The sequence below is a fragment of the Telluria aromaticivorans genome, from assembly GCF_013003915.1.
In the GTDB taxonomy this organism is placed as follows: domain Bacteria; phylum Pseudomonadota; class Gammaproteobacteria; order Burkholderiales; family Burkholderiaceae_D; genus Telluria; species Telluria aromaticivorans.
On record NZ_JABAIV010000005.1, the window covers coordinates 171,430 to 196,740 of the forward strand.

The 25,311-nt window shown below is 65.9% G+C and carries 21 protein-coding genes; 17 read left to right on the forward strand and 4 right to left on the reverse strand.

Annotated elements, in window-relative coordinates; all coding sequences use genetic code 11:
* Positions 1 to 25: 25 nt before the first annotated feature.
* The 9 genes from HGB41_RS15465 (at position 26) to HGB41_RS15505 (ending at position 11,511) form a co-directional block, all read left to right on the forward strand.
* Entirely contained in the window at positions 26 to 988 is a 963-nt protein-coding gene (locus HGB41_RS15465; protein ID WP_171085989.1) for an ABC transporter substrate-binding protein, read from the forward strand.
* A gap of 7 nt (positions 989 to 995) precedes the next feature.
* Positions 996 to 2,519, forward strand: coding sequence for a sugar ABC transporter ATP-binding protein (locus HGB41_RS15470; RefSeq protein ID WP_171085991.1), 1,524 nt, complete (start codon positions 996 to 998; stop codon positions 2,517 to 2,519).
* Positions 2,516 to 3,580 carry an ABC transporter permease gene (locus tag HGB41_RS15475; protein WP_229423055.1) on the forward strand — a complete coding sequence of 355 codons (1,065 nt, stop codon included), beginning with the start codon at positions 2,516 to 2,518 and terminating at the stop codon, positions 3,578 to 3,580. The genes HGB41_RS15470 and HGB41_RS15475 overlap by 4 nt, the downstream gene beginning before the upstream one ends.
* 8 nt (positions 3,581 to 3,588) lie before the next feature.
* The gene (yjfF, locus tag HGB41_RS15480) at positions 3,589 to 4,557 is read left to right on the forward strand and encodes a galactofuranose ABC transporter, permease protein YjfF (protein WP_371868531.1); all 969 of its coding nucleotides are present in this window, start codon (positions 3,589 to 3,591) and stop codon (positions 4,555 to 4,557) included.
* Positions 4,558 to 4,593: 36 nt separating this feature from the next.
* Positions 4,594 to 5,544 carry a glycoside hydrolase family 43 protein gene (locus HGB41_RS15485; RefSeq protein ID WP_171085995.1) on the forward strand — a complete coding sequence of 317 codons (951 nt, stop codon included), beginning with the start codon at positions 4,594 to 4,596 and terminating at the stop codon, positions 5,542 to 5,544.
* Positions 5,545 to 5,599: 55 nt separating this feature from the next.
* The gene (locus HGB41_RS15490) at positions 5,600 to 6,541 is read left to right on the forward strand and encodes a LysR family transcriptional regulator (protein WP_171085997.1); all 942 of its coding nucleotides are present in this window, start codon (positions 5,600 to 5,602) and stop codon (positions 6,539 to 6,541) included.
* A 28-nt stretch (positions 6,542 to 6,569) separates the two neighbouring features.
* Positions 6,570 to 7,865, forward strand: coding sequence for a DUF3422 family protein (locus tag HGB41_RS15495; RefSeq protein ID WP_171085999.1), 1,296 nt, complete (start codon positions 6,570 to 6,572; stop codon positions 7,863 to 7,865).
* A 164-nt stretch (positions 7,866 to 8,029) separates the two neighbouring features.
* Positions 8,030 to 10,768: a GAF domain-containing protein gene (locus HGB41_RS15500; RefSeq protein WP_171086001.1), complete on the forward strand. Its 2,739-nt coding sequence runs from the start codon at positions 8,030 to 8,032 to the stop codon at positions 10,766 to 10,768.
* 53 nt (positions 10,769 to 10,821) lie between these two features.
* Positions 10,822 to 11,511, forward strand: a complete 690-nt coding sequence (locus tag HGB41_RS15505) for a fumarylacetoacetate hydrolase family protein (protein ID WP_171086003.1) — start codon at positions 10,822 to 10,824, stop codon at positions 11,509 to 11,511.
* A gap of 104 nt (positions 11,512 to 11,615) precedes the next feature.
* Here HGB41_RS15505 and HGB41_RS15510 read toward each other — a convergent pair whose 3' ends face one another.
* On the reverse strand, positions 11,616 to 12,404 hold the full coding sequence (locus HGB41_RS15510) for a hypothetical protein (RefSeq protein ID WP_171086005.1): 789 nt from the start codon (positions 12,402 to 12,404) through the stop codon (positions 11,616 to 11,618).
* A gap of 170 nt (positions 12,405 to 12,574) precedes the next feature.
* Here HGB41_RS15510 and HGB41_RS15515 point away from each other — a divergent pair, with 170 nt between their 5' ends.
* Positions 12,575 to 13,399: a hypothetical protein gene (locus HGB41_RS15515; protein ID WP_229423056.1), complete on the forward strand. Its 825-nt coding sequence runs from the start codon at positions 12,575 to 12,577 to the stop codon at positions 13,397 to 13,399.
* Between the two features lie 12 nt (positions 13,400 to 13,411).
* Here HGB41_RS15515 and HGB41_RS15520 read toward each other — a convergent pair whose 3' ends face one another.
* On the reverse strand, positions 13,412 to 14,434 hold the full coding sequence (locus tag HGB41_RS15520; protein WP_171086009.1) for an asparaginase: 1,023 nt from the start codon (positions 14,432 to 14,434) through the stop codon (positions 13,412 to 13,414).
* 364 nt (positions 14,435 to 14,798) lie between these two features.
* Between HGB41_RS15520 and HGB41_RS15525 the strand changes: the two genes are divergently transcribed.
* On the forward strand, positions 14,799 to 15,206 hold the full coding sequence (locus tag HGB41_RS15525) for a hypothetical protein (protein WP_171086011.1): 408 nt from the start codon (positions 14,799 to 14,801) through the stop codon (positions 15,204 to 15,206).
* Here the strand turns inward: HGB41_RS15525 and HGB41_RS15530 are convergent.
* Positions 15,192 to 16,058: a pirin family protein gene (locus tag HGB41_RS15530; RefSeq protein ID WP_171086013.1), complete on the reverse strand. Its 867-nt coding sequence runs from the start codon at positions 16,056 to 16,058 to the stop codon at positions 15,192 to 15,194. The two genes, HGB41_RS15525 and HGB41_RS15530, sit on opposite strands and share 15 nt — an antisense overlap.
* A gap of 127 nt (positions 16,059 to 16,185) precedes the next feature.
* Between HGB41_RS15530 and HGB41_RS15535 the strand changes: the two genes are divergently transcribed.
* From HGB41_RS15535 to HGB41_RS15560, 6 genes are all read left to right on the forward strand, one after another.
* A complete protein-coding gene (locus HGB41_RS15535; protein ID WP_171086015.1) occupies positions 16,186 to 17,718 on the forward strand; it encodes a dipeptidase in 1,533 nt (510 codons plus the stop codon).
* A gap of 255 nt (positions 17,719 to 17,973) precedes the next feature.
* Positions 17,974 to 18,573: a PEP-CTERM sorting domain-containing protein gene (locus HGB41_RS23555; protein ID WP_171086353.1), complete on the forward strand. Its 600-nt coding sequence runs from the start codon at positions 17,974 to 17,976 to the stop codon at positions 18,571 to 18,573.
* 437 nt (positions 18,574 to 19,010) lie between these two features.
* Positions 19,011 to 20,117, forward strand: coding sequence for a galactose-1-phosphate uridylyltransferase (galT, locus tag HGB41_RS15545; RefSeq protein ID WP_171086017.1), 1,107 nt, complete (start codon positions 19,011 to 19,013; stop codon positions 20,115 to 20,117).
* Positions 20,114 to 21,214, forward strand: coding sequence for a M24 family metallopeptidase (locus tag HGB41_RS15550; RefSeq protein ID WP_171086020.1), 1,101 nt, complete (start codon positions 20,114 to 20,116; stop codon positions 21,212 to 21,214). Before galT ends, HGB41_RS15550 begins: the two co-directional genes overlap by 4 nt.
* Positions 21,208 to 22,293 (forward strand): galactokinase, encoded by a 1,086-nt coding sequence (galK, locus tag HGB41_RS15555; protein WP_171086021.1) that lies wholly within the window; start codon positions 21,208 to 21,210, stop codon positions 22,291 to 22,293. The genes HGB41_RS15550 and galK overlap by 7 nt, the downstream gene beginning before the upstream one ends.
* Positions 22,293 to 24,119, forward strand: a complete 1,827-nt coding sequence (locus tag HGB41_RS15560) for a glycoside hydrolase family 2 protein (RefSeq protein WP_171086023.1) — start codon at positions 22,293 to 22,295, stop codon at positions 24,117 to 24,119. Before galK ends, HGB41_RS15560 begins: the two co-directional genes overlap by 1 nt.
* Before the next feature lie 499 nt (positions 24,120 to 24,618).
* Here HGB41_RS15560 and HGB41_RS15565 read toward each other — a convergent pair whose 3' ends face one another.
* Positions 24,619 to 25,203, reverse strand: a complete 585-nt coding sequence (locus HGB41_RS15565) for a hypothetical protein (protein WP_171086025.1) — start codon at positions 25,201 to 25,203, stop codon at positions 24,619 to 24,621.
* Positions 25,204 to 25,311: the final 108 nt, after the last annotated feature.

A 25,311-nucleotide genomic window follows, 5' to 3' on the forward strand; every position in this document is an offset into this window, starting at 1 on the left:
AAACAACAAGACCGGAGACAAGGTAATGACCCTCACCCGCAGAACCCTGCTGGGCGCGGCTGCAAGCTTGCTGCTCGCCGCCGCCATCCCCGCCCACGCCCAAAAACCGCTCACCATCGGCTTCTCCCAGGTCGGCGCCGAAAGCGAATGGCGCACCGCCAACACCGCCTCGATCAAGGACGCCGCCAGGAAGGCCGGCGTCAACCTGAAGTTCGCCGACGCCCAGCAGCGCCAGGAGAACCAGGTCAAGGCGATCCGCTCCTTCATCGCCCAGCGCGTGGACGTGATCGCGTTCTCACCGGTCGTCGAATCCGGATGGGACACGGTGCTGCGCGAAGCGAAAGCCGCCAGGATCCCGGTGATCCTGACCGATCGCGCGGTCAAGGTCAGCGACCCGTCGCTGTACGTCAGCTTCATCGGGTCCGATTTCGTGGAAGAGGGCCGCCGCGCCGCGCGCTGGCTGGTCGAGCACCAGAAGAAGAACCCGGCCCGCAGCTACAACATCGTCGAGCTGCAGGGCACCGTCGGTTCGGCGCCTGCGCTGGACCGCAAGGCTGGCTTCGCGGAAGTCATCAACGGCAATCCGAAGCTAAAGATCCTGCGCTCGCAGACCGGGGACTTCACCCGCGCCAAGGGCAAGGAGGTGATGGAAGCCTTCCTGAAATCCGAGGGCAAGAACATCAACGTGCTGTATGCGCACAACGACGACATGGCCATCGGCGCGATCCAGGCCATCGAGGAAGCGGGCCTGAAGCCGGGCAAGGACATCCTGGTGGTGTCGATCGACGGCGTAAAGGGTGCGTTCGAGGCCATGTTGCAGGGTAAGCTCAACGTCACCGTCGAGTGCAACCCGCTGCTCGGGCCGCAACTGATCCAGACCGCGCAGCTGGTCAAGGCGGGCAAGCCGGTACCAAAGCGCATTACCGTGAACGAGGGTGTATTCCCAGCTGAAGTCGCGGCCAAGGAATTCCCGAACCGTCAGTACTGAGGCGGCCATGCTCGCCTCCACCACGGCGGTGCCGGTCCTCGAAGTGACCGGCATCCACAAGCAATTCCCGGGCGTGAAAGCCTTGCTTGACGCGGGCTTGCGCCTGTATCCCGGCGAAGTCCACACGCTGATGGGCCAGAACGGCGCCGGCAAGTCGACCCTGATCAAGGTGCTCACCGGCGTCTATCATCCCGAACGCGGCAGCATTGTGCTGGGCGGGAAGACCATCGCGCCGACTTCCACGCAGGATGCGCAGGAGCTCGGCATCAGCACGGTCTACCAGGAAGTAAACCTGTGCCCAAACCTGTCGGTCGCGGAAAACATCTTCATCGGACGCTATCCGCGCCGCTTCGGCATGATCGACTGGCGTGGCATGCGCAAGCAGGCGACCGACCTGCTGGCGCGCCTGAAGATCAATATCGACGTCAGCCAGCCGCTATCCACCTATCCGCTCGCGATCCAGCAGATGGTGGCGATCGCGCGCGCGCTGAACATTTCGGCGAAGGTCCTCATCCTGGACGAGCCGACTTCCAGCCTGGACGAAAACGAAGTCCAGCTGCTGTTCTCGGTGCTGCGTTCCCTGCGCGAGCAGGGCATGGCGATCCTGTTCGTCACCCACTTCCTCGACCAGACCTATGCGATCTCGGACCGCATCACCGTGATGCGCAATGGCGAACGCGAAGGCGAATACCTGTGCAGCGAGCTGTCGCGCCTTGCGCTGGTCAACAAGATGGTCGGTGCGCCCGCGGAAGCAGCGGAACAGGCGTCCAGTCCCTGCGCCGCGAACGACGCCAATGGCGAGACCTTCCTGCGTACGACAGCCCTGGCGCGCAAGGGTGTCCTGCAACCGGTCGACCTCGAGATCCGCAAGGGCGAGCTGCTCGGCCTGGCCGGCCTGCTCGGCTCGGGACGCACGGAAACCGCGCGCCTGCTATTCGGCGCCGACAAGGCCGATAGCGGCGCCATCGAGGTTGCCGGAAAGAGCCGCAGCTTCGCCACGCCGCGCGACGCGATTGCCGAGGGCATCGGCTTCTGCTCGGAAGACCGCAAACACGAGGGCGCGATCCTGTCGCTGTCCGTGCGCGAGAACCTGATCCTGGCGCTGCAGGCGCGCCAGGGACTGCTGCGCGCGATCCCGATGCGCCGCCAGCAGGAACTCGCTACCTGGTACGTGAAACAGTTGGGGATCAAGACGGCCAGCATCGAGACGCCGATTGGCTCGCTCTCCGGCGGCAACCAGCAGAAGGTCCTCCTTGCGCGCTGGCTGGCCACCGAGCCGAAGCTGATGATCCTCGATGAACCGACGCGCGGCATCGACGTGCGCGCCAAGCAGGAGATCATGGATTACGTTACCACCCTGTGCCGCAAGGGCATGTCGATCTTGTTCATTTCGTCCGAGCTGCCCGAGGTGCTGCGCGTGAGCGACCGCATCGTCGTCATGCGCGACCGCAAGGCCTGCGGCGAGCACAAACGCGGTGAACTCGACGACAGCACCGTGCTGCACGTTATCGCCGGGGAGCATTGCGCATGAACGTCGCGCTCAAGGACACGGTGCTCCAGCCCGTCAAACCGGAAACGCCCTCGTTCTTCCAGCACCCGCTGTTCCGGCCACTGGCGGCGCTGGCGGTGCTGCTGCTGATCGACTTCGCGCTGATCCCCGGCTTTTTCAACCTGGAGATCCGCGACGGCCACCTGTATGGTGGCCTGGTCGACATCGTCAACCGCGCGGCGCCCCTGATGCTGGCGGCGATCGGCATGACCCTGGTCATCGCCACGCGCGGGATCGACATCTCGGTCGGCGCCGTGGTCGCGCTGTCCGGTACGGTCGCATCGATGCTGGTCGGCGACACCATGGTGATCAATCACGGCGTGCCGGAATACGTGGCGCAGACGCCCATGGCGCTGGCGATGCTGGCGGCACTTGGCGCGGCGCTGCTGTGCGGATTATGGAATGGCGCGCTGGTCGCCGGTCTCGGCCTGCAGCCGATCGTTGCGACCCTGATCCTGATGGTGGCCGGCCGTGGGCTGGCGCAGCTGCTGACCGATGGCCAGATCGTCACGGTCTACTACCAGCCTTACTTCTTCCTCGGTAGCGGCTACCTGTTCGGGTTGCCGTTCGCGTTGTTCGTGGTGCTGGCGGTGTTAGCGGTGACTGCCTTCCTGATGCGCCATACGGCCCTGGGCCTGTTCATCCAGGCGGTCGGCATCAATCCAGTGGCGGCGCGCCTGGCCGGCATCCGCACGGCGGCGCTGGTGGTCTTCGTCTACGTGTTCTCGGCAGCCTGCGCCGGCATGGCGGGCCTGATGATCAGCTCCAACGTGAAGAGCGCGGACGCCAACAACGCCGGCCTGATGCTGGAGCTGGACGCCATCCTGGCGGTGACGCTGGGCGGCACCGCGCTGTCGGGCGGCAAATTCAGCCTGGTCGGCAGCATCATCGGTGCGCTCATCATCCAGACGCTTACCACCACCATTTATTCGCTGGGCGTCCCGCCCGAGGTCAACATGGTCGTCAAGTCGGTGGTGGTCTTCCTGGTCTGCATTTCGCAGTCCGACCAGTTCAAGAGCCTGTGGAAGAGGAGGGCGGCATGAATGCGGCCATGACGACAATGCGGGGCGTATCAAGCGCGCCGTGGTTCACGTCGATGGTGACGGTGGTCCTGCTGCTGGCGATGCTGGTCATCGGCGGCCAGGCCTATGACGGCTTCCTGTCGGTGCAGGTGATGCTCAATCTCCTGATCGACAATGCTTTCCTGCTGGTGATCGCGATCGGCATGGGTTTCGTGATCCTCTCCGGCGGCATCGACCTGTCGGTGGGCGCAGTACTGGCCTTGAGCACGATGATCGCAGCCTGGCTGCTGCAGGCGGCGGGGTGGCCGCCGGTGGTGGTGATCGTCGCCGTGCTGCTGGGAGGCAGTGCCTTTGGCGGCGCGATGGGTGCGATCATCCACTTCTTCCGGTTGCAGCCCTTCATCGTGACCTTGGCCGGCATGTTCCTGGCGCGCGGGCTCTGTTATCTCATCAGCATCGAGTCGATCACCATCGAGGATCCGCTGTTCGTGGCGATGTCGCAGACGCAGTTGCCGTTCATGGGCGGCTTCCTGTCGCCGGGTGCGCTGATTGCGCTGGTGATGCTGGCCCTTGCCGTGTGGATGGCGCATTACTCGTCCTTCGGGCGCGCAGTGTATGCAGTCGGCGGCAACGAGCAGTCGGCCGCGATGATGGGATTGGCAGTGGGCCGCACCAAAGTCCTCGTGTATGCCTTCAGCGGCTTCTGCGCGGCGCTCGCTGGCGTGCTGTTCTCGTTCTATATGCTGTCGGGCTACGGCCTGCATGCGCAGGGCACCGAGCTCGATGCGATTGCGGCCGTCGTCATTGGCGGCACGCTGCTCACCGGCGGCTACGGCTATGTGCTGGGGGCGCTGTCGGGCGTGCTGGTGCTGGGCACCATCCAGACCCTGATTGCCTTCGACGGCACGCTCAGCTCGTGGTGGACCAAGATCGTCATCGGGGCGCTGCTGTTCGTGTTCTGCGTGGTGCAGCGCCTGATGGGTCCGCGCCAGAAGTAAACCTAATAAATACATCAAGATATATAAGGAGACCTAATGATCAAGCGCTGCGTATTCGCCCTCGGACTCGCTGCCTCGGCACTCGCCCAGGCCGCCAACCCCATCGTCACCAACATCTTCACCGCCGACCCGGCCGCACTGGTCGACAACGGCCGCGTCTACCTCTACGTCGGCAAGGACGAAGCACCGGAAGGGGGCAAGGACTACGTCATGAACGAGTGGCGTGTCTACTCGAGCTGCGACATGAAGAAGTGGCAAGATCACGGCTCTCCGCTGCGCTACAGCACCTTCACGTGGGCGGGCCGCGACGCCTGGGCCTCGGACATCGTCAAGCGCAACGGCAAGTACTACTTCTATTCGACGGTCGACCACAAGACCATCCCGGGCAAGGCGATTGGCGTGGCCGTCTCCGATAGCCCAACCGGCCCCTTCGTCGACGCGCGCGGCACGGCGCTGGTCACCAACGACATGACGAAAGAGACCAGCATCCTGTGGGACGACATCGACCCGGCGGTCTTCGTCGACGACGATGGCCAGGCTTACCTCTACTGGGGTAACACGGTAATGAAGTACGCGAAGCTCAAGCCCAACATGACGGAGATCGACGGCCCGATCCACACCGTCGGCCTGGAAGCCTTTACCGAGGCGGCCTACCTGCACAAGCACAAGGGCACCTATTACCTCTCGTACTCGCGCCACTTTCCGGAAGAGACGGTGGTCATGACCGGCCCGTCGGCCACCGGCCCGTGGTCCTTCGGCGGCGTGATCATGGAGAAGAATTCCAACGTCAAGACCATCCACCAGGCGATCGTGGACTTCAACGGCAAGTCGTACATCTTCTACCACAACGGCAAGCTGCCCACGGGCGGCGAATTCCGCCGTTCCGCCGCGGTGGAAGAGCTGCGCTACGGCGCGGACGGGAAGATCCTGCCGGTGGCGCAGACCGCCGAGGGACCAGCCGCAAACCCGTCGCCGGGCTGCAAGTGATAACAACCCAGCGGTATTACTGTCGGGGCGATATCACAAATGATATTATTTTCTGATGGATACATCGAACCCGAACTGGTTTCTCAAGGCGCGCCTCAAGACGCGCCAGCTCCTGCTCTTGATTGCGCTGGACGACTACCGCAACATCCACCGTGCGGCGGACGAACTGCACATGACGCAGCCGGCGGCCTCCAAGCAGATCAAGGACCTGGAGGAGATGCTGGACGTGCGCCTGTTCGACCGGCTGCCGCGCGGGATGGAGCCGACCATCTACGGCGAGACGATGATCCGCCATGCGCGCATGGCGCTCACCAGCCTGGCGCTGGCGCACGACGACATCCTGGCGCTGCGGGCAGGCCTCTCGGGACAGGTGGAAGTGGGCGTGATCATGTCGCCGGCGATGGCGCTGCTGCCAAGGGCGATCGCGCGCATCAAGGAACAGGCGCCGCTGCTGCGCATTGGCGTGCATCTCGAGCCCAGCAACGTCCTGCTCGACAAGCTCCAGCATGGCACGCTCGACTTCATGATCGGCCGCATCCTGGAGAGGGAAGATTCGACGGGGCTGGTGTACGAGGAGCTCACCGAGGAGCCGGCATGCGCCGTGGTGCGCCCCGGCCATCCGCTGCTGGACAAGAAATCGCTGGCGCTGGAAGACATCGCCGACCGCCCGTGGATTCTGCCGCCGCCGGGCAGCATCCTGCGCCACCGCTTCGACATGATGTTCCGCCGCGCCGGCCTGCAGCCCCCAAGCAACGTGGTCGACACCACCGCGCTGCTGTTCATCACCGCCCTGCTGCAGCAGACCGATTCGCTGCACGTGATGCCGCAGGAAGTGGCGCAGTATTACGCCTCGCTGAACGTGATGCGCATCCTTCCGATCGAGCTGCCCTGCAAGATGGACGCCTTCGGCATCATTCGCCAGCAGGACCATCTGCTGGCGCCGGGCGCCGATTTGCTGCTCAAGCAGGTGCGCCTGGCTGCGGCCGAGATCTATTAGCGAAGCGGGTTTCCTGCCGGAGGCCCGCATGAAGCACGACCTCTCCGCACTGAGCCACCCGCTGCGCGTGCCGCTGGCTGCGGAGCTGCACTCGCGTCCCTTCCTGCGCCTGGACGGGCCCGAAGCGATCACCCATTTGGCGGTGTGGCGCATTGAGTCCGGCCAGCACGCGCTCCTGGCCAACCTGTGCGCCCACTTCGGCGTGCCGGCGCCGGTGGCTGGCGCCAGCCACTTCTTCCATGACTTCGGCCACCTGCGCCTGAAATGGGAATGCCACACCGAATTCGCCTCGTACACCTTCACCACGCGCCTGCCGCAGGATGCGAGCCTGGCCGGCGCTTTTATACACGTCCCGCTCGCCCACATCCCGGCCGGCTGGCTGCACGGCCTGGCAGGGCGGCTGATGGCGGCGGCCCACGTGGTGCTGGTCGACGGCGCGCTCGACGCGGGTGGGCTGCCGGCCGTATTCGAGCGCAGCCTGCTGGCCGGTTCGCAGGTGATGCAGGGCGCCGAATTGTGGACCGACTTCGCGATCCAGGCCGATGGCTTCAGCCGCTTCGTGATCCGCGACACCGGCATGCGCCACCTGCAGGCGGGACGGCTGGTGCAGCGCGTGCTGGAGATCGAAACCTACCGCATGATGGCGCTGCTCGGCCTGCCGGCGGCGCGCGCGGTCGGCGCGGAGCTGGACCGGATCGAGGCCGAACTGGCCGGCGTGGCCGGCGCGATGGTCGCGCTGGATGCGGCGGGCGGCGAGGAGGGCGGCGAGCAGGGCCTGCTGGAAAAGATCACGCGCCTGGCGGCGCGGATGGACAAGCTGGCCCTCGACAACGGCTACCGCTTCACCGCCTCGCGTGCCTACTTCCGGCTGGTGCGCGCCCGCATCGAGGAGCTGCGCGAACAGCGCATCGAAGGCACGCCCACCGTCGAGGAGTTCATGGACCGCCGCCTGGCGCCGGCGATGAACACCTGCGAATCCACCGCGGCGCGCCAGGAAGCGCTGGGACGGCGCATTGCCGCCACCAACGACCTGCTGCGCACGCGGGTGGGCATCGTGCAGGAAAGGCAGAACCGGCAGATCCTGCAGTCGATGAACGCCCGCGCCGCGCAGCAGTTGCGGCTGCAGCTGGCGGTGGAGGGCCTGTCAGTGGCCGCGATTTCCTACTACCTGGTCGGCCTGCTCGGGTATGCCGGCAAGGGGGCAAAGGCGCTCGGCCTGCCGCTCAACCCGGACCTGGCGCTGGGCGTATTGGTGCCGCTGGTGGCCGGCGCCGTCTGGCTGGCCCAGCGCCGCATGCACCGGAAGCTGGCCCAGCCACACTGAGCTTCCAACGCAACCGCGCTGAAGTGTAACGGGCGCGGCTCATCCGGATAGCTCGCTATAATTCCCCCGCTTATAAAAAGTTTGCGGCAAGACAACAAAATCATGGCGACGGGTTTCCCCTACCCGCGACCGGAAGCCGTACGGAGATCGAACCGGGAATCCTGATGAGTATCCATAGCAGTTTCTCTTCCCTGCCTGAAGGTGGCGTGGCGCTGCCCGTGCCGGGCGCCGACCGCCCCTGGCCAGTGTTCGCGTCCGTGAAACCGGATAGCTGGCCCGAAGGCATGCAGGCCATCGCCGACCTGATCGTCGCTTCGCACTTCCCGATGTTCATCGCATGGGGGCCGGAGCTGCGCCTTTTCTACAACGACGCCTATGCGGAATCGCTCGGCGACAAGCATCCGAATGCCATGGGCCAGCCCTTCCCGCTGGTCCGGCCCGAGTTGTGGCCCCAGGTCCAGCCCTATGTCATGGCGGCGCTGGGCGGCCAGCCGGTCCACTTCGAGAACGCATTGATGCATCCGGTCCGCAACGGCCGGGTCGAGCGGCGCTATGTGTCGGCCTCGGTCACGCCGGTATGCCACGACGGCAACGTGATCGGCGTGTATTTCGTGTTGTCCGACACCACCTCGCGCGTGCTGGCCGAGCAGCGCCACGCTTTCCACCTGGAGCTGAGCGAAGCCCTGCGTCCGCTGGTGGACGCGGTGGACATCATGGCGGCGGCCAGCAGCCTGGCCGGCGAATTCCTCGGCGTGGGCCGGGTCGGCTACGGCGAGATCGACGTGGCGGCGCGTTCCATCAGCGTGGACCGCGACTGGACCGACGGCAGCATGGCCAGCCTGGGCGGGCAATCGCGTCCGCTGGAGAGCTTCGGGCCGGCGATCGTTGCCCAGCTGCGCAAGGGCCGCCCCCTGTGCCTCGACGACATCGCCCTCGACGAGCGCTCGGCGCCGTATGCGCAGGGCTATGCCAGCATCGGCGCACGCTCGATGGTGATCGTGCCGCTGATCGAAGAAGGGCAACTGGCCGCGGTCTTCTACCTGCACGAGCAGCGCCCGCGCCACTGGACCGACCAGGAGGTGGCGCTGGCCGAGGACGTGGCGCGCCATACCCGCGAAGTCGTGCGGCGCGCGCGCGTGGAAGAATCGCTGCGCGACGAAAAGCGCGTGCTCGAGATGCTCAACCGCACCGGCCAGGCGCTGGCGTCGACGCTCGACCTCGAGACGCTGCTGCAGGCGATCACCGATGCCGGCACCGGTCTGGCGGGCGCGCGCTTCGGCGGCTTCTTTTATAGTGCGCAGGACGAGCAGGGCGACAGCCTGCGCCTGTACACGCTGTCGGGCGCCTCGCGCGAAGAATTCGAACGTCTCGGCAGCCCGGGTTCCACCGCAGTCTTCCGCCCGACCTTCGATGGCGAGGGACCGGTGCGCAGCAGCGACATCACGCGCGACCCGCGCTTCGCGGCCCTTGGCCCGGGTAGCGGCATGCCCACCGGGCACCTCGCTGTGCGCAGCTACCTGGCGGTGCCGGTGGTGTCGCGTTCGGGCATGGTGCTGGGCGGGCTGCTGTTCGGCCATCCGGAGCCCGGCGTGTTCACCGAGCGCACCGAACGCATCATCGCCGGTGTCGCCGCGCAGGCGGCGATCGCGATGGACAATGCGCGCCTGTACGAGGTAGCGCAGAAGTCCGCGCTGGAGCGCGACGCGCTGCTGCAGAGCGAGCGCGCGGCGCGGGTGCAGGCCGAACGCCTGAGCCACACCAAGGACGAATTCCTGGCGATGCTGGCGCACGAGCTGCGCAACCCGCTGGCGCCGATCAGCAGCTCGGCCAGCCTGCTGTCGATGCAGTTCAAGGACGAGCCGCGCATTTGCCAGACCACCACCATCATCAGCCGCCAGGTGCGCCACATGAGCCGCCTGATCGACGACCTGCTCGACGTCTCGCGGGTCACGCGCGGCCTGGTCAAGCTCAAGCTGGCCGTGGTCGACTTCCGCGACATCGTCTCGGGCGCGCTCGACCAGGCGCGCCCGCTCATCACGGAAAAAGGCCACCAGGTCGAGGTGGCGCTGCCGGCCGGGCCGGTGCACGTGCGCGGCGACCAGACCCGCCTGGTGCAGAGCGTAGCGAACATCCTGAACAACGCCGCCAAGTACACGCAAAAGGCCGGGTGCATCGCGCTGCGGCTGGAAGCCCACGACGGGCGCATGCTGCTCACCGTCAGCGACAACGGTTCGGGCATGCCGCCGGAGCTGGTGCCGAACGTATTCGACCTGTTCACCCAAGGCGCCCGCACGCTGGCGCGCTCGCAGGGCGGGCTGGGGCTCGGCCTGACCCTGGTCAAGCGGCTGGTGGAGCTGCACGAAGGCGAAGTCGGCGCGCACAGCCAGGGAATAGGGCAGGGCAGCAGCTTCACGCTGGCGCTGCCTTGCGTGGATGCGGCGCCGGATACTCCTGGTGCAGGTGCCGGGCCGCAGGAAGACGTGGAGGGCGCAGCCCTCGCACGGCCGCTGCGCCTGGTGCTGGTCGACGACAATGCCGATGCGGCCGACAGCCTGTCGACGCTGCTGAACGTGCAGGGCTATCACACGGCGGTCGAATACGACGCGCGCTCGGGCCTGCGCCGGGCGCGGTCCGAGCGGCCCGACGTCATGCTGGTCGACATCGGCCTGCCCGACATCGACGGCTACCAGCTCGCCCAGCAGCTGCGTGCGATGCCGGAAACCAGCGGCACGGTGCTGGTGGCGATCACCGGCTACGGACAGGCCAAGGACCGCGAACGGGCGATTGCCGCCGGCTTTGCCCACCACCTGGTCAAGCCGGTCGACATGACGGCGCTGGTGCGTGTGCTGGAATCGGTCGGCGCCGCCGCGGCGCGCGCGCAAACGCCGGCCGGCGCCGCCTGACAGGAGCTGGGCTGCGCGGTTATCATGGGCGTCCAGTCCATGAAAGGATCAGCATGCTTAGCTACGTCATCACCGCGCCTGCCCAGCCTTCGCTGGCCGTGGCCGGTCTAGAGTCGCGTTTCCCGATCCGCCGCGTGTTCTGCGTCGGCCGCAACTACGGCGCCCACGCGCGCGAGATGGGCAGCGACCCAAGCCGCGAACCGCCCTTCTTCTTCACCAAGCCCGCCGATGCCGTGGTGCCGGCCAGCGGCGCGGTGCCCTATCCGCCTGCGACGCAAGACCTGCACCATGAGGTCGAGCTGGTGGTGGCGCTGGGCGCGGGCGGGGTGGATATTGCACCAGACGACGCGATGGCGCTGGTGTGGGGCTATGGGGTGGGGCTGGACCTGACCCGGCGCGATTTGCAGGCGGTGGCCAAGGATGCGGGGCGGCCGTGGGATATGGCGAAAGGTTTCGATGCATCGGCGCCGTGCAGTCCCCTGATTCCGGCTTCGACCTTGGGGCACCCTCAGGATGCGCGGATCTGGCTCGAGGTGAACGGGACGCTGCGGCAGGAGGGGAACCTGAACGAGATGATCTGGCCGATTGCGGATGTGATCAGTCATCTGTCGCGGCTGGTCAGGCTCGAGGCGGGGGATCTCATCTATACGGGGACGCCGGCGGGTGTGGCGGCCCTGAAGCCGGGTGACCAGGTGCGGGGTGGTGTGGAGGGAGTCACGGAGTTCGCATTGTCTATCTCGTAGGGTGTGGCAGATTCTGCCCACGCGTTCAACAGGCTCATACTCAGCCTCGCGGCTATTCATGAGCTGGTTGAACGCGTGGGCAAGGAACTTGCCCACCCTACGGGTTAGCGGTCAGCGAACAGCGCGTCCATCTGGGCCACTAAACCCTCGCGAGCTGCATCGATTTGCGTCCCGTTCGTTTTTGCGGATAAGGTCTTCTTCTCCTTCCGCCCCAAGAAATACGCCACCCGCTCCGCATTCGCCCCCGAGGGATGCGGCAGCCCATGCAAAATCCGGTCCCTCCGGATCACACCTTCCCCCGCCAGCCAGTCCAGCGCGTCACTGACGCTGCCGCCCATCGGCACGTACAGCGCATCCGGCAGCAGCCGGGCTTCTTCCGCAAACCAGCGCAGCATCAGCCCACGCAGGAAGGCATTGCGCGCCATCGGCGGGGAGCCGCTGTAGTTCTTGCCGTCGACGAAGATCGGATGCCGCAGCACCGCGCTCACCTGCACCAGCCCTGCGTCTTGATCGAACAGCGTGGCGCAGCTGGCGATGCCCAGCCAGCGCTGCACGCCGACCGCGTCCAGCAAGGCCACGAAATTGGGGCGGATCGCACCGCTGAAGGCGCCGGCCAACCTCGCGGCGCGCAGCACCGCGTCGTCGCCTGCGCCGGCTTTCATCTGCCGCTGCGCCTCGCGCAATGCATTCTTCCACTGCACGAAGCCCGGCGTGATGCCGACGACGACCACGCGCGCGGCCGTATTCACCGATTCGAAGGGAATGTAATGGGCGCTGTAGCGGCCTTCACGGCCGAGCAGGAAGGCCTCGGGAATGTCGGCGGGCGTGGCTACCTGCGCCAGGTCGAGGCGCTGGATCCTGGCGCGGTAACGGCTGAACAGTAGCTCCGGCATGGCGGTCGTCGGTGTGGAAAACCCCATGGTAAGCGAGCCGTCGAGCGAGCACATGCACAGCCGGGAAAACTGGTAGGCTAGCCATATCAAACAAGTGCCGCACGCAGGTCAAGATGCGGCGAAACGGGGAGGCTGTCATGGCCGAAGTGGCATTGATCACAGTGCATGGGATGGGGGAAACTCCGCCGACCTATGCGGACGGGCTGATGGATCGCCTGCGCGGGCAGCTGGGCGCTATCGCGGGCAAGGTCGTGATGCGCTCCGTGTATTACCAGAAGATCCTGCAGGACAACCAGTACACGGTCTGGGACCGCACCCAGAAGCGCAGCGACGTGCGCTATGCCGACCTGCGCAAGTTCGTGCTGTTCGGCTTCGGCGATGCGGCCGGGCTGGAGAACCGCAAGGAGATCCCGGGCTCGGTCTACGAGCTGGCGCAGGGCGAGATCGCACGCACGCTGCTGTCCGCCCATGCGATCCGCCCGAGCATGCCGGTGGTGTTCGTGGCGCAGTCGCTCGGCGGCCAGGTGCTGTCGAGCTACATCTACGATGCGCAGAAGGCGGCGGCGGGCAGGCCGGTGGGGGCGGGCATCTGGCGCAATATCGACGCCTGGGCCAGCGGTGCACTGGGACGCAGCCTGACCGCCAGCGAAAAGACCTTTCTCGCCGCGGGCACCTGCGCCGGGCTGGTCACGACCGGCTGCAACATCCCCATTTTCGTGGCCGCGCACAAGGAGATGCACATCATCCCGATCGCGCCGCCGACCTCGCTGTTCAAGTGGATCAACTTCTACGACCCCGACGACATCCTCGGCTGGCCGCTGCAGCCGCTGTCGGAAGGCTATCGCGCCCTGGTCGAAGACCGCGCCATCAATGCCGGCGGCGGCGTCGCCAGCCTGCTGCTGCGCAGCTGGAACCCGCTGGCCCACAACAGCTACTGGGATGACGGTACCGTGATCGCGGCGATTGCGGCCATGCTGCGCCGCCTGGCTGCCTGATCACGCCAGCGCTCAAGCGGCGGGCGCCAGCGTAAACAGCGTCCGGATATCGCCTGCCACCGCGCCGCGTGCGTTGCGAATAAGCGGCTGGCGGTATTGCTCGAGCACAGCACGGCGCGCATCGTCCAGCAAGCCGAGTTGTTCCAGCACGCTGTAGACGACCGGGTGCAGCGCGCGGCTGTTGCCGTCGGCGATCTTGACGGCAATCCCCAGTCCGGCAGAGCGGATGCCGATGGTCTGCACCGCGTCGGCGCCCACCTTCGCCACCCAGTCGCCGCCACCCGCCGTCATCCATGATAAGTCGGTGCGCGCCGTGCCCGAGACCAGGTCCGGGCGCGCCGTCATCGCGTCGCACAGGTCGCCCATCGCCGCGCCGAGTTGCGGGTCCGCGTTGCCTTGCCCGAGGCGTGCATACAAGTGGGCCAGGCGCGACAGCGGCATCGCGTAGTTCGGCGCGGAGCAGCCGTCGATCCCGGTCGGCATGCTCTCGGCCGGCATCCCCACGGCATCGGCAAGCGTGCTGCGGATGGCCTGCTGCAGCGGGTGGCTGCGCTTTACATAGCCCGCAGTCGGCGCGCCATGCAGGCGGCACCAGGCAAGGAAGCCACTGTGCTTGCCCGAACAGTTGTGGTGCAAGGGCGTCCATTCGCGGTCCGGTGCACGCTGGCCGGTGAATTCGTAGAACAGCGGCGTCGCGCAGCCGCATTCGAGGTGGCCGGGATCGAGCCCGATCTTGTCGAGGATGGATTGCACGCCCTGCAGGTGCATGTCTTCGCCCGAATGGCTGGCGCACAGCAGCGCCAGTTCGTCGCGGCCCAGGCCGAAGCGCGCGTGGCCATCGGACAGGATGAAGGGCAGGGCCTGGAAGGGCTTGAGCGCCGAGCGCGTGAAGGTGGGGTAGTGCGGATCGCCGGCTGAATACAGCAGGCGGCCCTGCACGTCGACGACCGCCACCGAACCGGCATGCACGTTCTCGATGATGTTGTCGGTGTCCGGATAAGCGCGCGTGGTGGCGGCGAGTGGTATCGGTTGCATGGGCTATCGTCTGGAGTGGAAGAAAGTCCTACTGTAAGGCATTTGTGGTCCATGCAGACGCACGTTCCGCACCTGCATTTTCACGCATGCAGACACGGTTTTCGAGACATCTGTACTGCGTGCAGACGTGCCGCCGCCGCACGTATATGCATCCCCCGCCTGTCCCCGGTTTTACGCAGTTCGTCCTGCCTTTCCGGCGTTTCGGCGCTTGCAGCTTGAGCCTGTGAGGCGCGTCGCTACACTCCTCATATCGCCAGACAAACACAGACAAATGCTGGCGACCCTGAATATCGTGGACTATGCGGCAGCCGAGTTTCCAGCTGCTTCGGTCCGACCTCAATCGCCCTTGAAAGGAAGACCGATCATGCGTACCAAACTCCTGCTGGCTGCCGCCGCCACCTTCATGACTTTCGCCGTCAGCACCGCCGCAAGCGCGGGCCCGAAAGGCGCCGGCACCGAACGCGTCACCGTGGTCGGCGCCCAGCCGGCGCCTGCCCAGATGGCGCCCTTCCTGTTCGACCGCATGATGGGCCGCTACGACCTGGAGGACGGCCGCGTGCTGTACGTCACCGGCAAGCTGACCGGCAATGCGAAGACGGTCTATGCCGACATGGGCGACGGCCCGGTCGAGATCGTCCACATCGGCAAGGGCCGCTTCGTGGCGCTGAACAAGGACGTGCGCTTCGCCTTCGAGGAACGCCGCCGCGTGGTGGAAACCGTGCGCATCAGCACCGCCAACGGCCGCCGCCAGCTGGCGCTAGCCCAGCGCTGATCCGAAGCGCCCGGCCTGGTAGTCCACGATGGCCTGCGAGATCTCTTCGCGGGTCGTCATGACGAAGGGGCCATGCGACACCACCGGTTCACGGATCGGGTCCGCATGGCCGAATACCAGCAACGCGTCGCGTTCGGCCCGGATCTCCAGCGTGTCGCCGGATTCGTCGACTTCCACCAGGTGCATCTGGCTGACCATGTCGGCATGGTTGCCCACCTCGACCACCCCGCGCGCCACGTAGAGGAACACGCTGCGGCCTTCCAGGCCGGTAAAGCGGATGCTGCCGCCCGCATGCATCTGCAGCGTCGTCATGAAGACCCCGGTGAGCGAATGCACTGGTCCTGTTGTGCCTTCCCATTCCCCCGCAATCAGGTTCATCGTCACCTTGCCGCCGTCGAGCTGCAGGGCAGGGATGTCTGCGCGCTGCAGGCCCGTATAAGCAGGCTCGCTCATCTTCAGCCGCGATGGCAGGTTGACCCATAGCTGCAGGATCTCGATCGGGCCGCCGGTCTCCAGGAACTCGCGCGGCGAGACTTCCGCATGCACGATGCCGCGACCGGCCGTCATCCATTGCACGCCGCCGGCGTGGATGATGCTTTCATGGCCGGCGTTGTCGCGGTGGGCCAGCATGCCCTCGAGGATGAAGGTGACGGTCTCGAAGCCTCGGTGCGGGTGCGGCCCGAAAGGCAGGCCGCGGTTGTGCGGCGGGTAGGTCTGTGGGCCGTGGTGATTCAGGAACAGGAAAGGATCGATCTGCTCGACGTGGCGCGAGGGCAGGGGACGCTGGGTGATGAGGTCGCCGATGTCGTCGCGCATCGCCGGGTGCAGCCGGTGGACGGTTTTGTTGGTCATGAAGAGGCACTCGTGGTGTGGTCGGATGGCCATCACGATACCCGAACGCCACCGCGCGCGCGAACACGCCTGTGCTAGACTTCTTGCGCTTTTGCAACCTGCGCTTTGACAACCGGAGACGGCGCCCATGATGAAGAAAACCCTGCTTGCCAGCCTGCTGCTGGCGTCCTTCGCCACTGCGGGCCTGGCCACCGCCGCCGTTGTTGCCGCGACCAAAGCGCCGAGCGATGCCGCCGTCAAGACTGCCAAGTACGCGGTGAGCACCTACCGCAAGGACCTGGTCGACACCCTGGCCAAACTGGTGAGCTATAACACCGTGGCCGACAAGGCCGTCCCCTCCGACAAGAACCCGGTCCACATCGCCTTCAAGGACGCCCTGAAGCTCGAGGCGCAACGCCTGGGCCTGGACTACGCCGACCACGGCTGGACCGTGATCATCGGGCTGGGAACCGGCACCGAACGCGTCGGCGTCATCACCCACGGCGACGTACAGCCGGTGGATGCGAGCAAGTGGAAGAAGTCGCCCTTCGTGCTGGACCGCACCAGTGAGCCCGGCAAGCTGCTGGCGCGCGGCGCCGAAGACGACAAGGGCCCGATCGCGACCGCCCTGTATGCGATGAAGTCGATCCGCGACCGCGGCGTGCCGCTGTCCAAGCGCATCGAGCTGTATGTGTACATGGGCGAGGAATCCGACTGGGGCCCGCTCACCGAATTCCTCAAGACCCACCAGCCGCCGCAGGTCAACATCACGCTGGACGCCGAATACCCGGCGGTGACGGCCGAGAAGGGGTCAGGCACGATTGCGGTGACGGTGCCGAAGCAGGGCGCCGCAACGCCCGTCGAGGGCGAGCCGCATTTGACCCAATTCGCCGGGGGCTTCTTCGGGAGCCAGATTCCCGAAGATGCGAGCGCGACCATCGCCAACGCGACGCCGGACCTCGAAAAACAGGTGCGCGCACGCGGCGCCAAACAGGAGGGCATGCAGTACACCTTCACCTGGGAGGGCACGAACCTGGCGGTGAAGGCCAAGGGCGTGTCGGCCCACTCGTCCAAGCCGGAAGACGGCATCAACGCGGTGAGCATGCTGGCCGATGCGCTGGCGGTGCGTCCCTGGGCCAACACCACCGCGGGCGGGGTGGTGAACTACCTGAACGAGATGGTCGGCACCGGCATCCACGGCGAGAAGTTCGGCAACATCGCCTACCGCGACGGCTTCATGGGACCGATGACCTTCGCGCCGACCGTGCTGCGCCAGCGCGACGACGGCATCGAGGTGTCCATCAACCTGCGCCGTCCGCAGGGCAAGAGCACCGAACAGCTCACCAACGAGGTCAATGCGGCACTGGCGCAATGGCAAAGCCGCCAGTTGCCGCTGGCGAACGTCACGGTGCGCATCAACGAGCCGTGGATACAAAAAAGCGCGCCACACATCCCGACCCTGATGAGTGTGTTCTCCTACTTTACCGGTATGAAGGACCCGAAGCCGGTGGCGATCGGCGGCGGCACCAATTCGCGCCTGTTCCCGGGGGCAGTGAGCTTCGGTCCGGGCATGCCGGGCAAGGTGTATACCGGCCACTCGGAGCACGAGTTCATCACCGAGAAGCAGTTGCTGCTGAATTTGCAGATGTATACGGCGGTGCTGGTGGAACTGGCGAAGTAAGCGTATACACCGCTCGCAATCGTGATGCCCTCCAGTCTCAGCCTGGGCGGCATTTTTTTATGACTGGCACATTTTTTTCGCGCTGGGCCACCCCGCAAATTCCCTTATGCAATAAATAGTTGCTGTCGGAAATTTTTACATAGAGCATCGTAAATATCTTGATGGAAACCGTAAGGGATTGATTTTGCGGTAGTTTTGCCTACTGGCATGACTATTGCTCAGTAAGGGGTAACACCAACCTTTTCGGAACGCCCCATGAAACTCAAGCTTGCTACCGCCCTGTTCGCCCTCGCCATCGCCGGTTCGGCCAACGCGAATGTCATCAAGAACGGCAACTTCGAAAACGCCGGCGCCAACTGGGGCATCTCCGGCAACGCCGCCGTCACGACCCAGACCCAGGGCGGCTTCTACTGGGGCGGTGGCAGCGTGGCGCAGAACGGTACCTATGCCGTGGCCTTCAACGGCGGCGACCGCTACGCGAACGGCATGCTGTGGCAGGGTTTTACTACGGTGGCAGGCCAGGCCTACACCCTGTCTTTCCAATACGGATCGACCAGCCCATGGGCGCAGAGCATGAACTACGGCGTCTTCGACACCGTCACCAGCAAGTCGCTGGTCAGCGGCTGGGTGACCGATAACAACGCGGCAGGCCTGCTCGATACCTACCGCTTCAATTTCATCGCGACCAGCGCATCGACCATCCTGCGCTTCGCCGACGTGAATGCCAACAACTCGACCAGCAACGACGGCCTGCTCGACAATGTGCGCGTGGACGTGCCTGAACCGGCATCGCTGGCGCTGATGGGCCTGGGCTTCCTGGGCCTGGGCTTCGGCCGCCGCCGCAAGGCCGCCTGATTCACTGCTTCATCGTACAAGCCGCGCTCGCGGTGCGGCCGCCCGGTGAAACCCGGGCGGTTTTTTTTCGCCCCTCCGGTTGGGGGCAGGCGGTCCTGCCGCTGTTTCCAACTCCCCGCTTTGCCCATTTCCATGGTCGGTCTCGTAGGCGTATGGCTTGCCAAAACCTAGCCAAAATTCTGTTCAGCGTGTAGGACTGAGCCTACATCGGTGCCTCATCCAGAGTGTCGAATACGGGCTTTCCCTAGGAGGCAAAGGGCGGCTTGCCCGGGGCAGTTTAGCCTTGCGCCATGCCGTTGTTGACGCTTGGAAAATGCGCCAATACTCACGGGAAAATGTGATGAAATCACCATGTTAGGATCGTTTTCAGAACGCGAGCACACCGGCTGTGGCCGGTGCATGCTCGCGCCCGAATTTGCCCGACATTTTTGGATGCCATGCACAGCAAAGATCTCAAGAAGCCGGACGGACGCAATATTACGCTTTATAGCAACCAGCCGATTCCGGACGGAATTACCGCACCCAGCCCGTTTGCCGAACCCCAGCATGCCAACCCGCACCTGCGCTGGCATCCGCTGCGCGGCGAATGGGTGACCTACGCCGCTTTCCGGCAGAACCGCACCTATCAGCCGCCTCCGCAATACAACCCGCTGGCGCCGGTCAGCGATCCCGAACACCCGACCGAAATGCCTGCCGGCGACTACGAGATCGCCGTCTTCGACAACCGTTTCCCCTCACTGGCGCTGGAGTCGCGCGATCCCCCGAGCGTGACGGTCCCTACCGCGCCGGCCAATGGCCATTGCGAAGTGGTGGTGTTCACCCAGAAGCCGGATGCGGCGCTGGCGGCGCTGCCGCTGTCGCGCATCGAACTGCTGCTGGCCGTCTGGGGCGACCGCACCCAGCGCATCGGCGCGCACCAGCACATCCATTACGTGCTGCCCTTCGAGAACCGCGGCGCCGAGGTTGGCGTCACGCTGCACCATCCGCACGGCCAGATCTATTCCTATCCCTTCGTGCCGGCGGTGCCGGCGCGGATGCTGGCGCAGGAGCGCGAATACTTCCTGCAGCACGGCAGCAGCCTGTTGTGCGACATGGCGCGCGATGAAGCCGCCGACGGCAAGCGCGTGCTCTACCAGGACGAGCATGCGATCGCCTTCGTGCCGGCCTGCGCGCGCTATCCCTACGAGGTGTGGGTGATGCCGACTGCCCCGTGCAAGGACTTCGCGGCGCTCACGCCGCCGCAGCGCGCCGGCCTGGCGCGTGCGCTCAAGACCGTGCTGCTCAAGTTCGAGACGCTGTGGAACCGGCCTTTCCCCTACCTGATGGCCTGGTACCAGGCGCCCACCGACGGTGCCGCACACCCCGAGACCCAGTTGCATGCCCAGTTCTATCCGCCCTACCGCACGAAAGACCGCCTGAAATACCTGGCCGGGACCGAGCTGGCGGCCGGGATGTTCGCGATGGACGTGCTGCCCGAGACCACCGCGTATGAGCTGCAGCAGGTGGAAGTCAGCCTGGACGAACGCGAAGAGGTCCACGCATGACGGCAAGCCACTCACGCGCGGCCGAGGTCGCGGACAAGCTGGCACTCGTGCGCGCGCAGCTGGCGGCAGCAAATGCGGGAGCGCTGCGCCTGCGCGGTGTCGACTGGTTCGCCTGGATCACCGCGGGCGGATCGAGCGCCGTGCTGCACACGACCGACCACGGCGTGGCCGAAGTGCTGGTTACGCTTGAAGAGGCCTGCATCCTGACCGATGCCATCGAGGCCGAGCGCCTGCGCGCCGAGGAAGTCCCCGACGGCTTCACCTTCCATGCCGAGCCCTGGGCCGAGCCCGAGCTGCGCGAGCGCTATGTGCAGAACGCGGCGGGCGGGCGCACCGTCCTGTCGGACCGCTCACTGAATGGCGAACAGCCGCTGCCCAACGCGCTGCGCCAGCGCCGCCTGGTGCTGGGCGCGGGCGAACGCGAACGTTACCGCGTCCTCGGCCGCGAAGCCGCCGAGGCGATGAGCGAAACCATGCGCCAGGCGCGGCCCGACTGGACCGAATTCCAGCTGGCCGGCGCCGGCGCGCATGCGCTATGGCGGCGCGGGATCCACCCGGCGCTGGTGCTGGTGGCCGGCGAACGGCGCCTGCCGGCCTGGCGCCATCCGACCCCGTCGAGCGACCCGATCGGCGAGCGCGCAATGCTGGTGTTCTGCGCACGCCGCCACGGCCTGTACGCCAACCTGACGCGTTTCGTCAGCTTTGGCGCGGCCCCGGTCGACGACCAGCGGGCGCTGATGGAAGTCGAGGCAACCGGCCTGGCTGCCGTGCAGCCGGGAATGTCGCTGTCGTCCGTGTACCACGCGCTCGACGCCGCCTACAGGCATGCGGACCGCGAAGCGGCGATCCGCGAGCACCACCAGGGCGGCATCACCGGCTACCGGGCGCGCGAGATCGTCGCCAGCCCGAGCACCGCGACCCAGCTCGAAGAGGGCATGGCCTTTGCATTCAACCCGAGCTTCACGGGCGTCAAGATCGAAGATACTTTCCTGCTCGGCCCGGAAGGGCTCGAGAACCTCACGTTCGACCCCGGCTGGCCGGCGGCGGACGTACATGGCCGCATGCGGCCCCTTTGGCTGGAGGCGCAAACATGCTGAACACCGACACCTTCTTCGGCGGTGCGCCGGAAGTGAACGCGTCGGCCCCCGGGCGCGTCAACCTGCTGGGCGAGCACACCGACTACAACGACGGCTTCATGCTGCCGGTGGCGACCCCGCAACGCACGCTGGTGGCGATGAGCCGCAGCGGCGACGACCATTTCCACTTCTATTCGCCGACCTTCGACAACACCGTCACCTTCCCCTACGAGGGCAAGGCGCCGCAGGGCTACGGCAGCTATATCGAGGGCTGCATCCGCTTGGTGCAGGCGGAGGGCATCGAGGTGCCGCCGCTGCGCATCTATGTCGACACCAACCTGCCGGTGGGCTCGGGGCTGTCGTCGTCGGCCGCGCTCGAGGTGGCGACGCTGCGCGCCTTGCGCATGCTGCTCGGCTTCGAACTCGACGACGTGAAACTGGCCCGCATCGCGCAGCGCGCCGAGATCGAATTCGCGCACGTGAACTGCGGGATCATGGACCAGATGGCATCGAGCCTGGCCGACGAGACCAGCATGCTGTTCATCGACGCGCGTACGCTCGAACACCGGCTGGTGAAAATGCCGCCCGATAGCGAATTGATCGTGATCGATTCCGGCATCGCGCGCAAGCTCGCGGCCAGCAAGTACAACGAACGCCGCGCCGAATGCGAGGAAGCCTCGCGCAAGCTGGGCGTGCAGGCGCTGCGCGATGTGCTTGATCCCTCCACCGTGGAGGGCCTGCCATCGCCGATGCGCGAGCGCGCCCGCCACGTGGTGCAGGAAAACCTGCGCGTGCTCGAAGCGGCCGAAGGCGTCAGCGCCGAACGCTTCGGCGAACTGATGAACGCCTCGCACTTCAGCCTGCGCGACGACTACGAAGTATCGATCGCCGAGCTGGACGACCTGTGCGAGCAGTTGCGCGCGCAGCCCGGCGTGCTCGGGGCGCGCCTGACCGGCGCCGGATTCGGCGGCGCCTGCGTGGCGCTGTGCCGGGCAGGGCAGGCGCAGGGAGCGGCCGCCGCCGCGCTGGCGGCCTATAACAAACATGGACGAGAGGGCCGGATCCTGGTTCCGGTCCCGACTGAACAGAAAGGACAATAATGAGTCAGTTTGAATACCCCCGTCCCCAGCTGGTGCGCGACAACTGGATCAATTTGAACGGACAGTGGCGCTTCTGCTTCGATGACGAGCTGGTCTACCGGTTGCCGGACAATGCACCGCAATGGACCCATGACATCAACGTGCCCTTCGCGGTCGAAACGGAACTGAGCGGCATCCAGGACACCGGCTTCCACCGCGCCGTCTGGTACGAGCGCGAGTTCGAGCTCGCACCCAACGGCAAGCGCACCATCCTGCATTTCGGCGCGGTCGACTATAGCGCCCGCGTCTGGGTCAATGGCCGCCTGGTGGCCGAGCACGAGGGCGGCCACACGCCCTTCCAGGCCGACATTACCGGCGCCATGAACGACAGCGGCAGGCAGGTCGTCACGGTCTTCGTCGAAGACGACCCGGCCGACCTTGCCAAGCCGCGCGGCAAGCAGGACTGGCTGCTCGAGCCGCACTCGATCTGGTATCCGCGTACCACCGGCATCTGGCAGACCGTCTGGGTCGAGCAGGTGGAAGACACCTATATCGCCTCGCTGCGCTGGACGCCGATTTTCGAAACCTATGAAATCGGCTGCGAAGTGTTTGCCGCCGGCCATACCCATCAAGACCTGTTTGTCGAAGTCAAGATCTGGCACGGCGAGCAATTGCTGGCAGACGATTACTACAAGCTGCTGGGCGGTGAAGCCAATCGCAAGATCGCGCTGTCCGACCCGGGCATCGACGATTCGCGCAACGAAATCCTCTGGAGCCCGGAACGCCCGACTTTGCTGGACGCCGAGGTGACGCTGCGCTGCGGCGACCAGATCCTGGACCGCATCCGCTCGTACACGGCGCTGCGCTCGGTCTCGATCAACCGCGACCGCTTCATGCTCAATGGCCGTCCTTACCAGCTGCGCCTGGTGCTCGACCAGGGTTACTGGCCCGAGTCCTTCATGACCGCGCCCTCGGACGAGCACCTCAAGCGCGACGTGGAACTGGTCAAGCTGATGGGCTTCAACGGCGTGCGCAAGCACCAGAAGATCGAGGACCCGCGCTTCCTGTACTGGGCCGACAGGCTCGGCCTGCTGGTGTGGGAAGAGATGCCGTCCGCCTACCGCTTCAGCTCGCGGGCCATCACGCGCATGGTGCGGGAGTGGACCGAGGCGATCCAGCGCGACTACAGCCACCCCTGCATCATCGTCTGGGTGGCCTTCAACGAGTCCTGGGGCGTGCCGAACCTGACCCTGACCCAGGCGCACCGCAATGCGGTCGAGGCGCTGTATCACCTGACGCGCACGCTCGACTCGACGCGCCCGGTGATCGGTAACGACGGCTGGGAAGCATCGGCCACCGATATCCTCGGCATCCACGACTACGACTGCGACCCGGAAAAGGTGCAGGCACGCTATGCGGTCACCGACCCGGTGCGGACCCTGTTCGATCAACGGCGTCCGGGCGGGCGCATCCTGACCCTGGACGGCTTCCCGCACCGCGGCCAGCCGATCGTGCTCACCGAGTTCGGCGGCATCGCCTACGATCCGAAGCAGGATCCGGATGCCGACAAGACGACCTGGGGCTATTCGCGCGCGCATACCGCCGAGAGCTATTCGTCGCTCTACCGCAGGCTGCTGCAGGTGGTGAACGAGACCTTCATGTTCAGCGGTTTCTGCTACACGCAGTTCACCGATACCTTCCAGGAGGCGAACGGCCTGCTCAACGCCGACCGTACGCCGAAGCTGCCGCTGGACGTCATCAGCGCCGCGACGCGCAATGTCCCGCTGCGGAAGAAGGATATCGAGACGGAAGGGGATGGCTTGCCGGGTGGGACGGGCATGCCGTAAGGGGGCGGCGCTGCGCGGAGGCGCATGCCGTTGGGTTGCCTCTTGCCGCGGCGCCTCTCACATTCACCCCATGAACGCGCACCTGACCGTGCGCGTTTTTTTATGTCATGCACAGCTTGAGTCGAGAGCCGCGCATCCGCTGGTGCCCGTTCTCGTAAGACATCGTTTGCCGCTAAACATGCACGGCGCACACCGGGTCGCGTGCCTGTTCGCAGAACACGTAGGGTGGCCGGCTTCGCCGGCCGCGCGTTCAAATCACCGATGCGCTGTGGCAGCTCACCTCGGAGCTGGACGCGCGGCCGTTCGTCGTTCAGGCCACTGGCCTGAACGACCCCGGCCACCCTACGAGCTTGTGAAAAATTCCCCCATGTCTGCGTTGCCTCGTCTCGCCGTACTAGCGTACTGTCTTCGACTCAGCGGCGGATTGCCGCACCACTTGCCCTGGAGGTTTTTTCACAAGCTCTACGCCCCGCATACCCCATGCCCGGCCGATAGGAAGCTAGCGCTGGATGACGCCGCTGGTCACGTTGACCCGGTCGCCGCTGCGGAAATCGGGCGTGGTGGCCTGGGTAGCGACCTGGGTGCTGCCGTCATCCATGCGCACGGTGACGCGGTAAGCGTTGGAACTGCCGGTGGCGCCGGCCGCCCCGCTGGCCCCGGTGCTGCCGGCAGCGCCGGCGCTGCCCGCTGCGCCCGGGATGACTTCGATCGCCAGCACGGTGCTGTTCGGGCTCGCGCTGGCACTGGTGGCAGGGCCTGTCTGCGCGCCGGTGGCGCCGGAAGTACCCGTGCTGCCGCTGGCGCCCGAGCTGCCCGACCGGTCCCAGCCGGTTGAGCCAGTGCGGCCGGAGGTGCCGCTGCTGCCTGAACTGCTGCTGGTGCCGGCCGGATAGCCGGCTGGGTCGGTAGTGCCGGTGGAGCCGGTGGCGCCGGTGGCGCCCGTGCTGCCGCTGGCGCCGCTGGCGCCGCTGGCCATGCTGCTGGATGATTCGCCGCTCTTGTCGCCGGTGCCGGCACACCCGGCCAGGCCCAGCGCCACAGCCAGCAAGCCCGCCACGATCACGCTCTGGGGTTTTTGCTTCATGATCAACTCCTTGTAATGGATGTTCAGTGGGATGCGTGACGATGCAGCGTGCCACCTCTGGTAAGAGGCACGAAGCGCGTCAGCGTTCCGGCGGACCCGGGTTGAACC

Bases quoted from the DNA above. Each gene is read 5' to 3' on its own strand.
- HGB41_RS15465 (WP_171085989.1), top strand. From the start codon at position 26: ATGACCCTCACCCGCAGAACCCTGCTGGGCGCGGCTGCAAGCTTGCTG.
- HGB41_RS15470 (WP_171085991.1), top strand. From the start codon at position 996: ATGCTCGCCTCCACCACGGCGGTGCCGGTCCTCGAAGTGACCGGCATC.
- HGB41_RS15475 (WP_229423055.1), top strand. From the start codon at position 2,516: ATGAACGTCGCGCTCAAGGACACGGTGCTCCAGCCCGTCAAACCGGAA.
- yjfF (WP_371868531.1), top strand. From the start codon at position 3,589: ATGACGACAATGCGGGGCGTATCAAGCGCGCCGTGGTTCACGTCGATG.
- HGB41_RS15485 (WP_171085995.1), top strand. From the start codon at position 4,594: ATGATCAAGCGCTGCGTATTCGCCCTCGGACTCGCTGCCTCGGCACTC.
- HGB41_RS15490 (WP_171085997.1), top strand. From the start codon at position 5,600: ATGGATACATCGAACCCGAACTGGTTTCTCAAGGCGCGCCTCAAGACG.
- HGB41_RS15495 (WP_171085999.1), top strand. From the start codon at position 6,570: ATGAAGCACGACCTCTCCGCACTGAGCCACCCGCTGCGCGTGCCGCTG.
- HGB41_RS15500 (WP_171086001.1), top strand. From the start codon at position 8,030: ATGAGTATCCATAGCAGTTTCTCTTCCCTGCCTGAAGGTGGCGTGGCG.
- HGB41_RS15505 (WP_171086003.1), top strand. From the start codon at position 10,822: ATGCTTAGCTACGTCATCACCGCGCCTGCCCAGCCTTCGCTGGCCGTG.
- HGB41_RS15510 (WP_171086005.1), bottom strand. From the start codon at position 12,404: ATGCCGGAGCTACTGTTCAGCCGTTACCGCGCCAGGATCCAGCGCCTC.
- HGB41_RS15515 (WP_229423056.1), top strand. From the start codon at position 12,575: ATGGGGGAAACTCCGCCGACCTATGCGGACGGGCTGATGGATCGCCTG.
- HGB41_RS15520 (WP_171086009.1), bottom strand. From the start codon at position 14,434: ATGCAACCGATACCACTCGCCGCCACCACGCGCGCTTATCCGGACACC.
- HGB41_RS15525 (WP_171086011.1), top strand. From the start codon at position 14,799: ATGCGTACCAAACTCCTGCTGGCTGCCGCCGCCACCTTCATGACTTTC.
- HGB41_RS15530 (WP_171086013.1), bottom strand. From the start codon at position 16,058: ATGACCAACAAAACCGTCCACCGGCTGCACCCGGCGATGCGCGACGAC.
- HGB41_RS15535 (WP_171086015.1), top strand. From the start codon at position 16,186: ATGATGAAGAAAACCCTGCTTGCCAGCCTGCTGCTGGCGTCCTTCGCC.
- HGB41_RS23555 (WP_171086353.1), top strand. From the start codon at position 17,974: ATGAAACTCAAGCTTGCTACCGCCCTGTTCGCCCTCGCCATCGCCGGT.
- galT (WP_171086017.1), top strand. From the start codon at position 19,011: ATGCACAGCAAAGATCTCAAGAAGCCGGACGGACGCAATATTACGCTT.
- HGB41_RS15550 (WP_171086020.1), top strand. From the start codon at position 20,114: ATGACGGCAAGCCACTCACGCGCGGCCGAGGTCGCGGACAAGCTGGCA.
- galK (WP_171086021.1), top strand. From the start codon at position 21,208: ATGCTGAACACCGACACCTTCTTCGGCGGTGCGCCGGAAGTGAACGCG.
- HGB41_RS15560 (WP_171086023.1), top strand. From the start codon at position 22,293: ATGAGTCAGTTTGAATACCCCCGTCCCCAGCTGGTGCGCGACAACTGG.
- HGB41_RS15565 (WP_171086025.1), bottom strand. From the start codon at position 25,203: ATGAAGCAAAAACCCCAGAGCGTGATCGTGGCGGGCTTGCTGGCTGTG.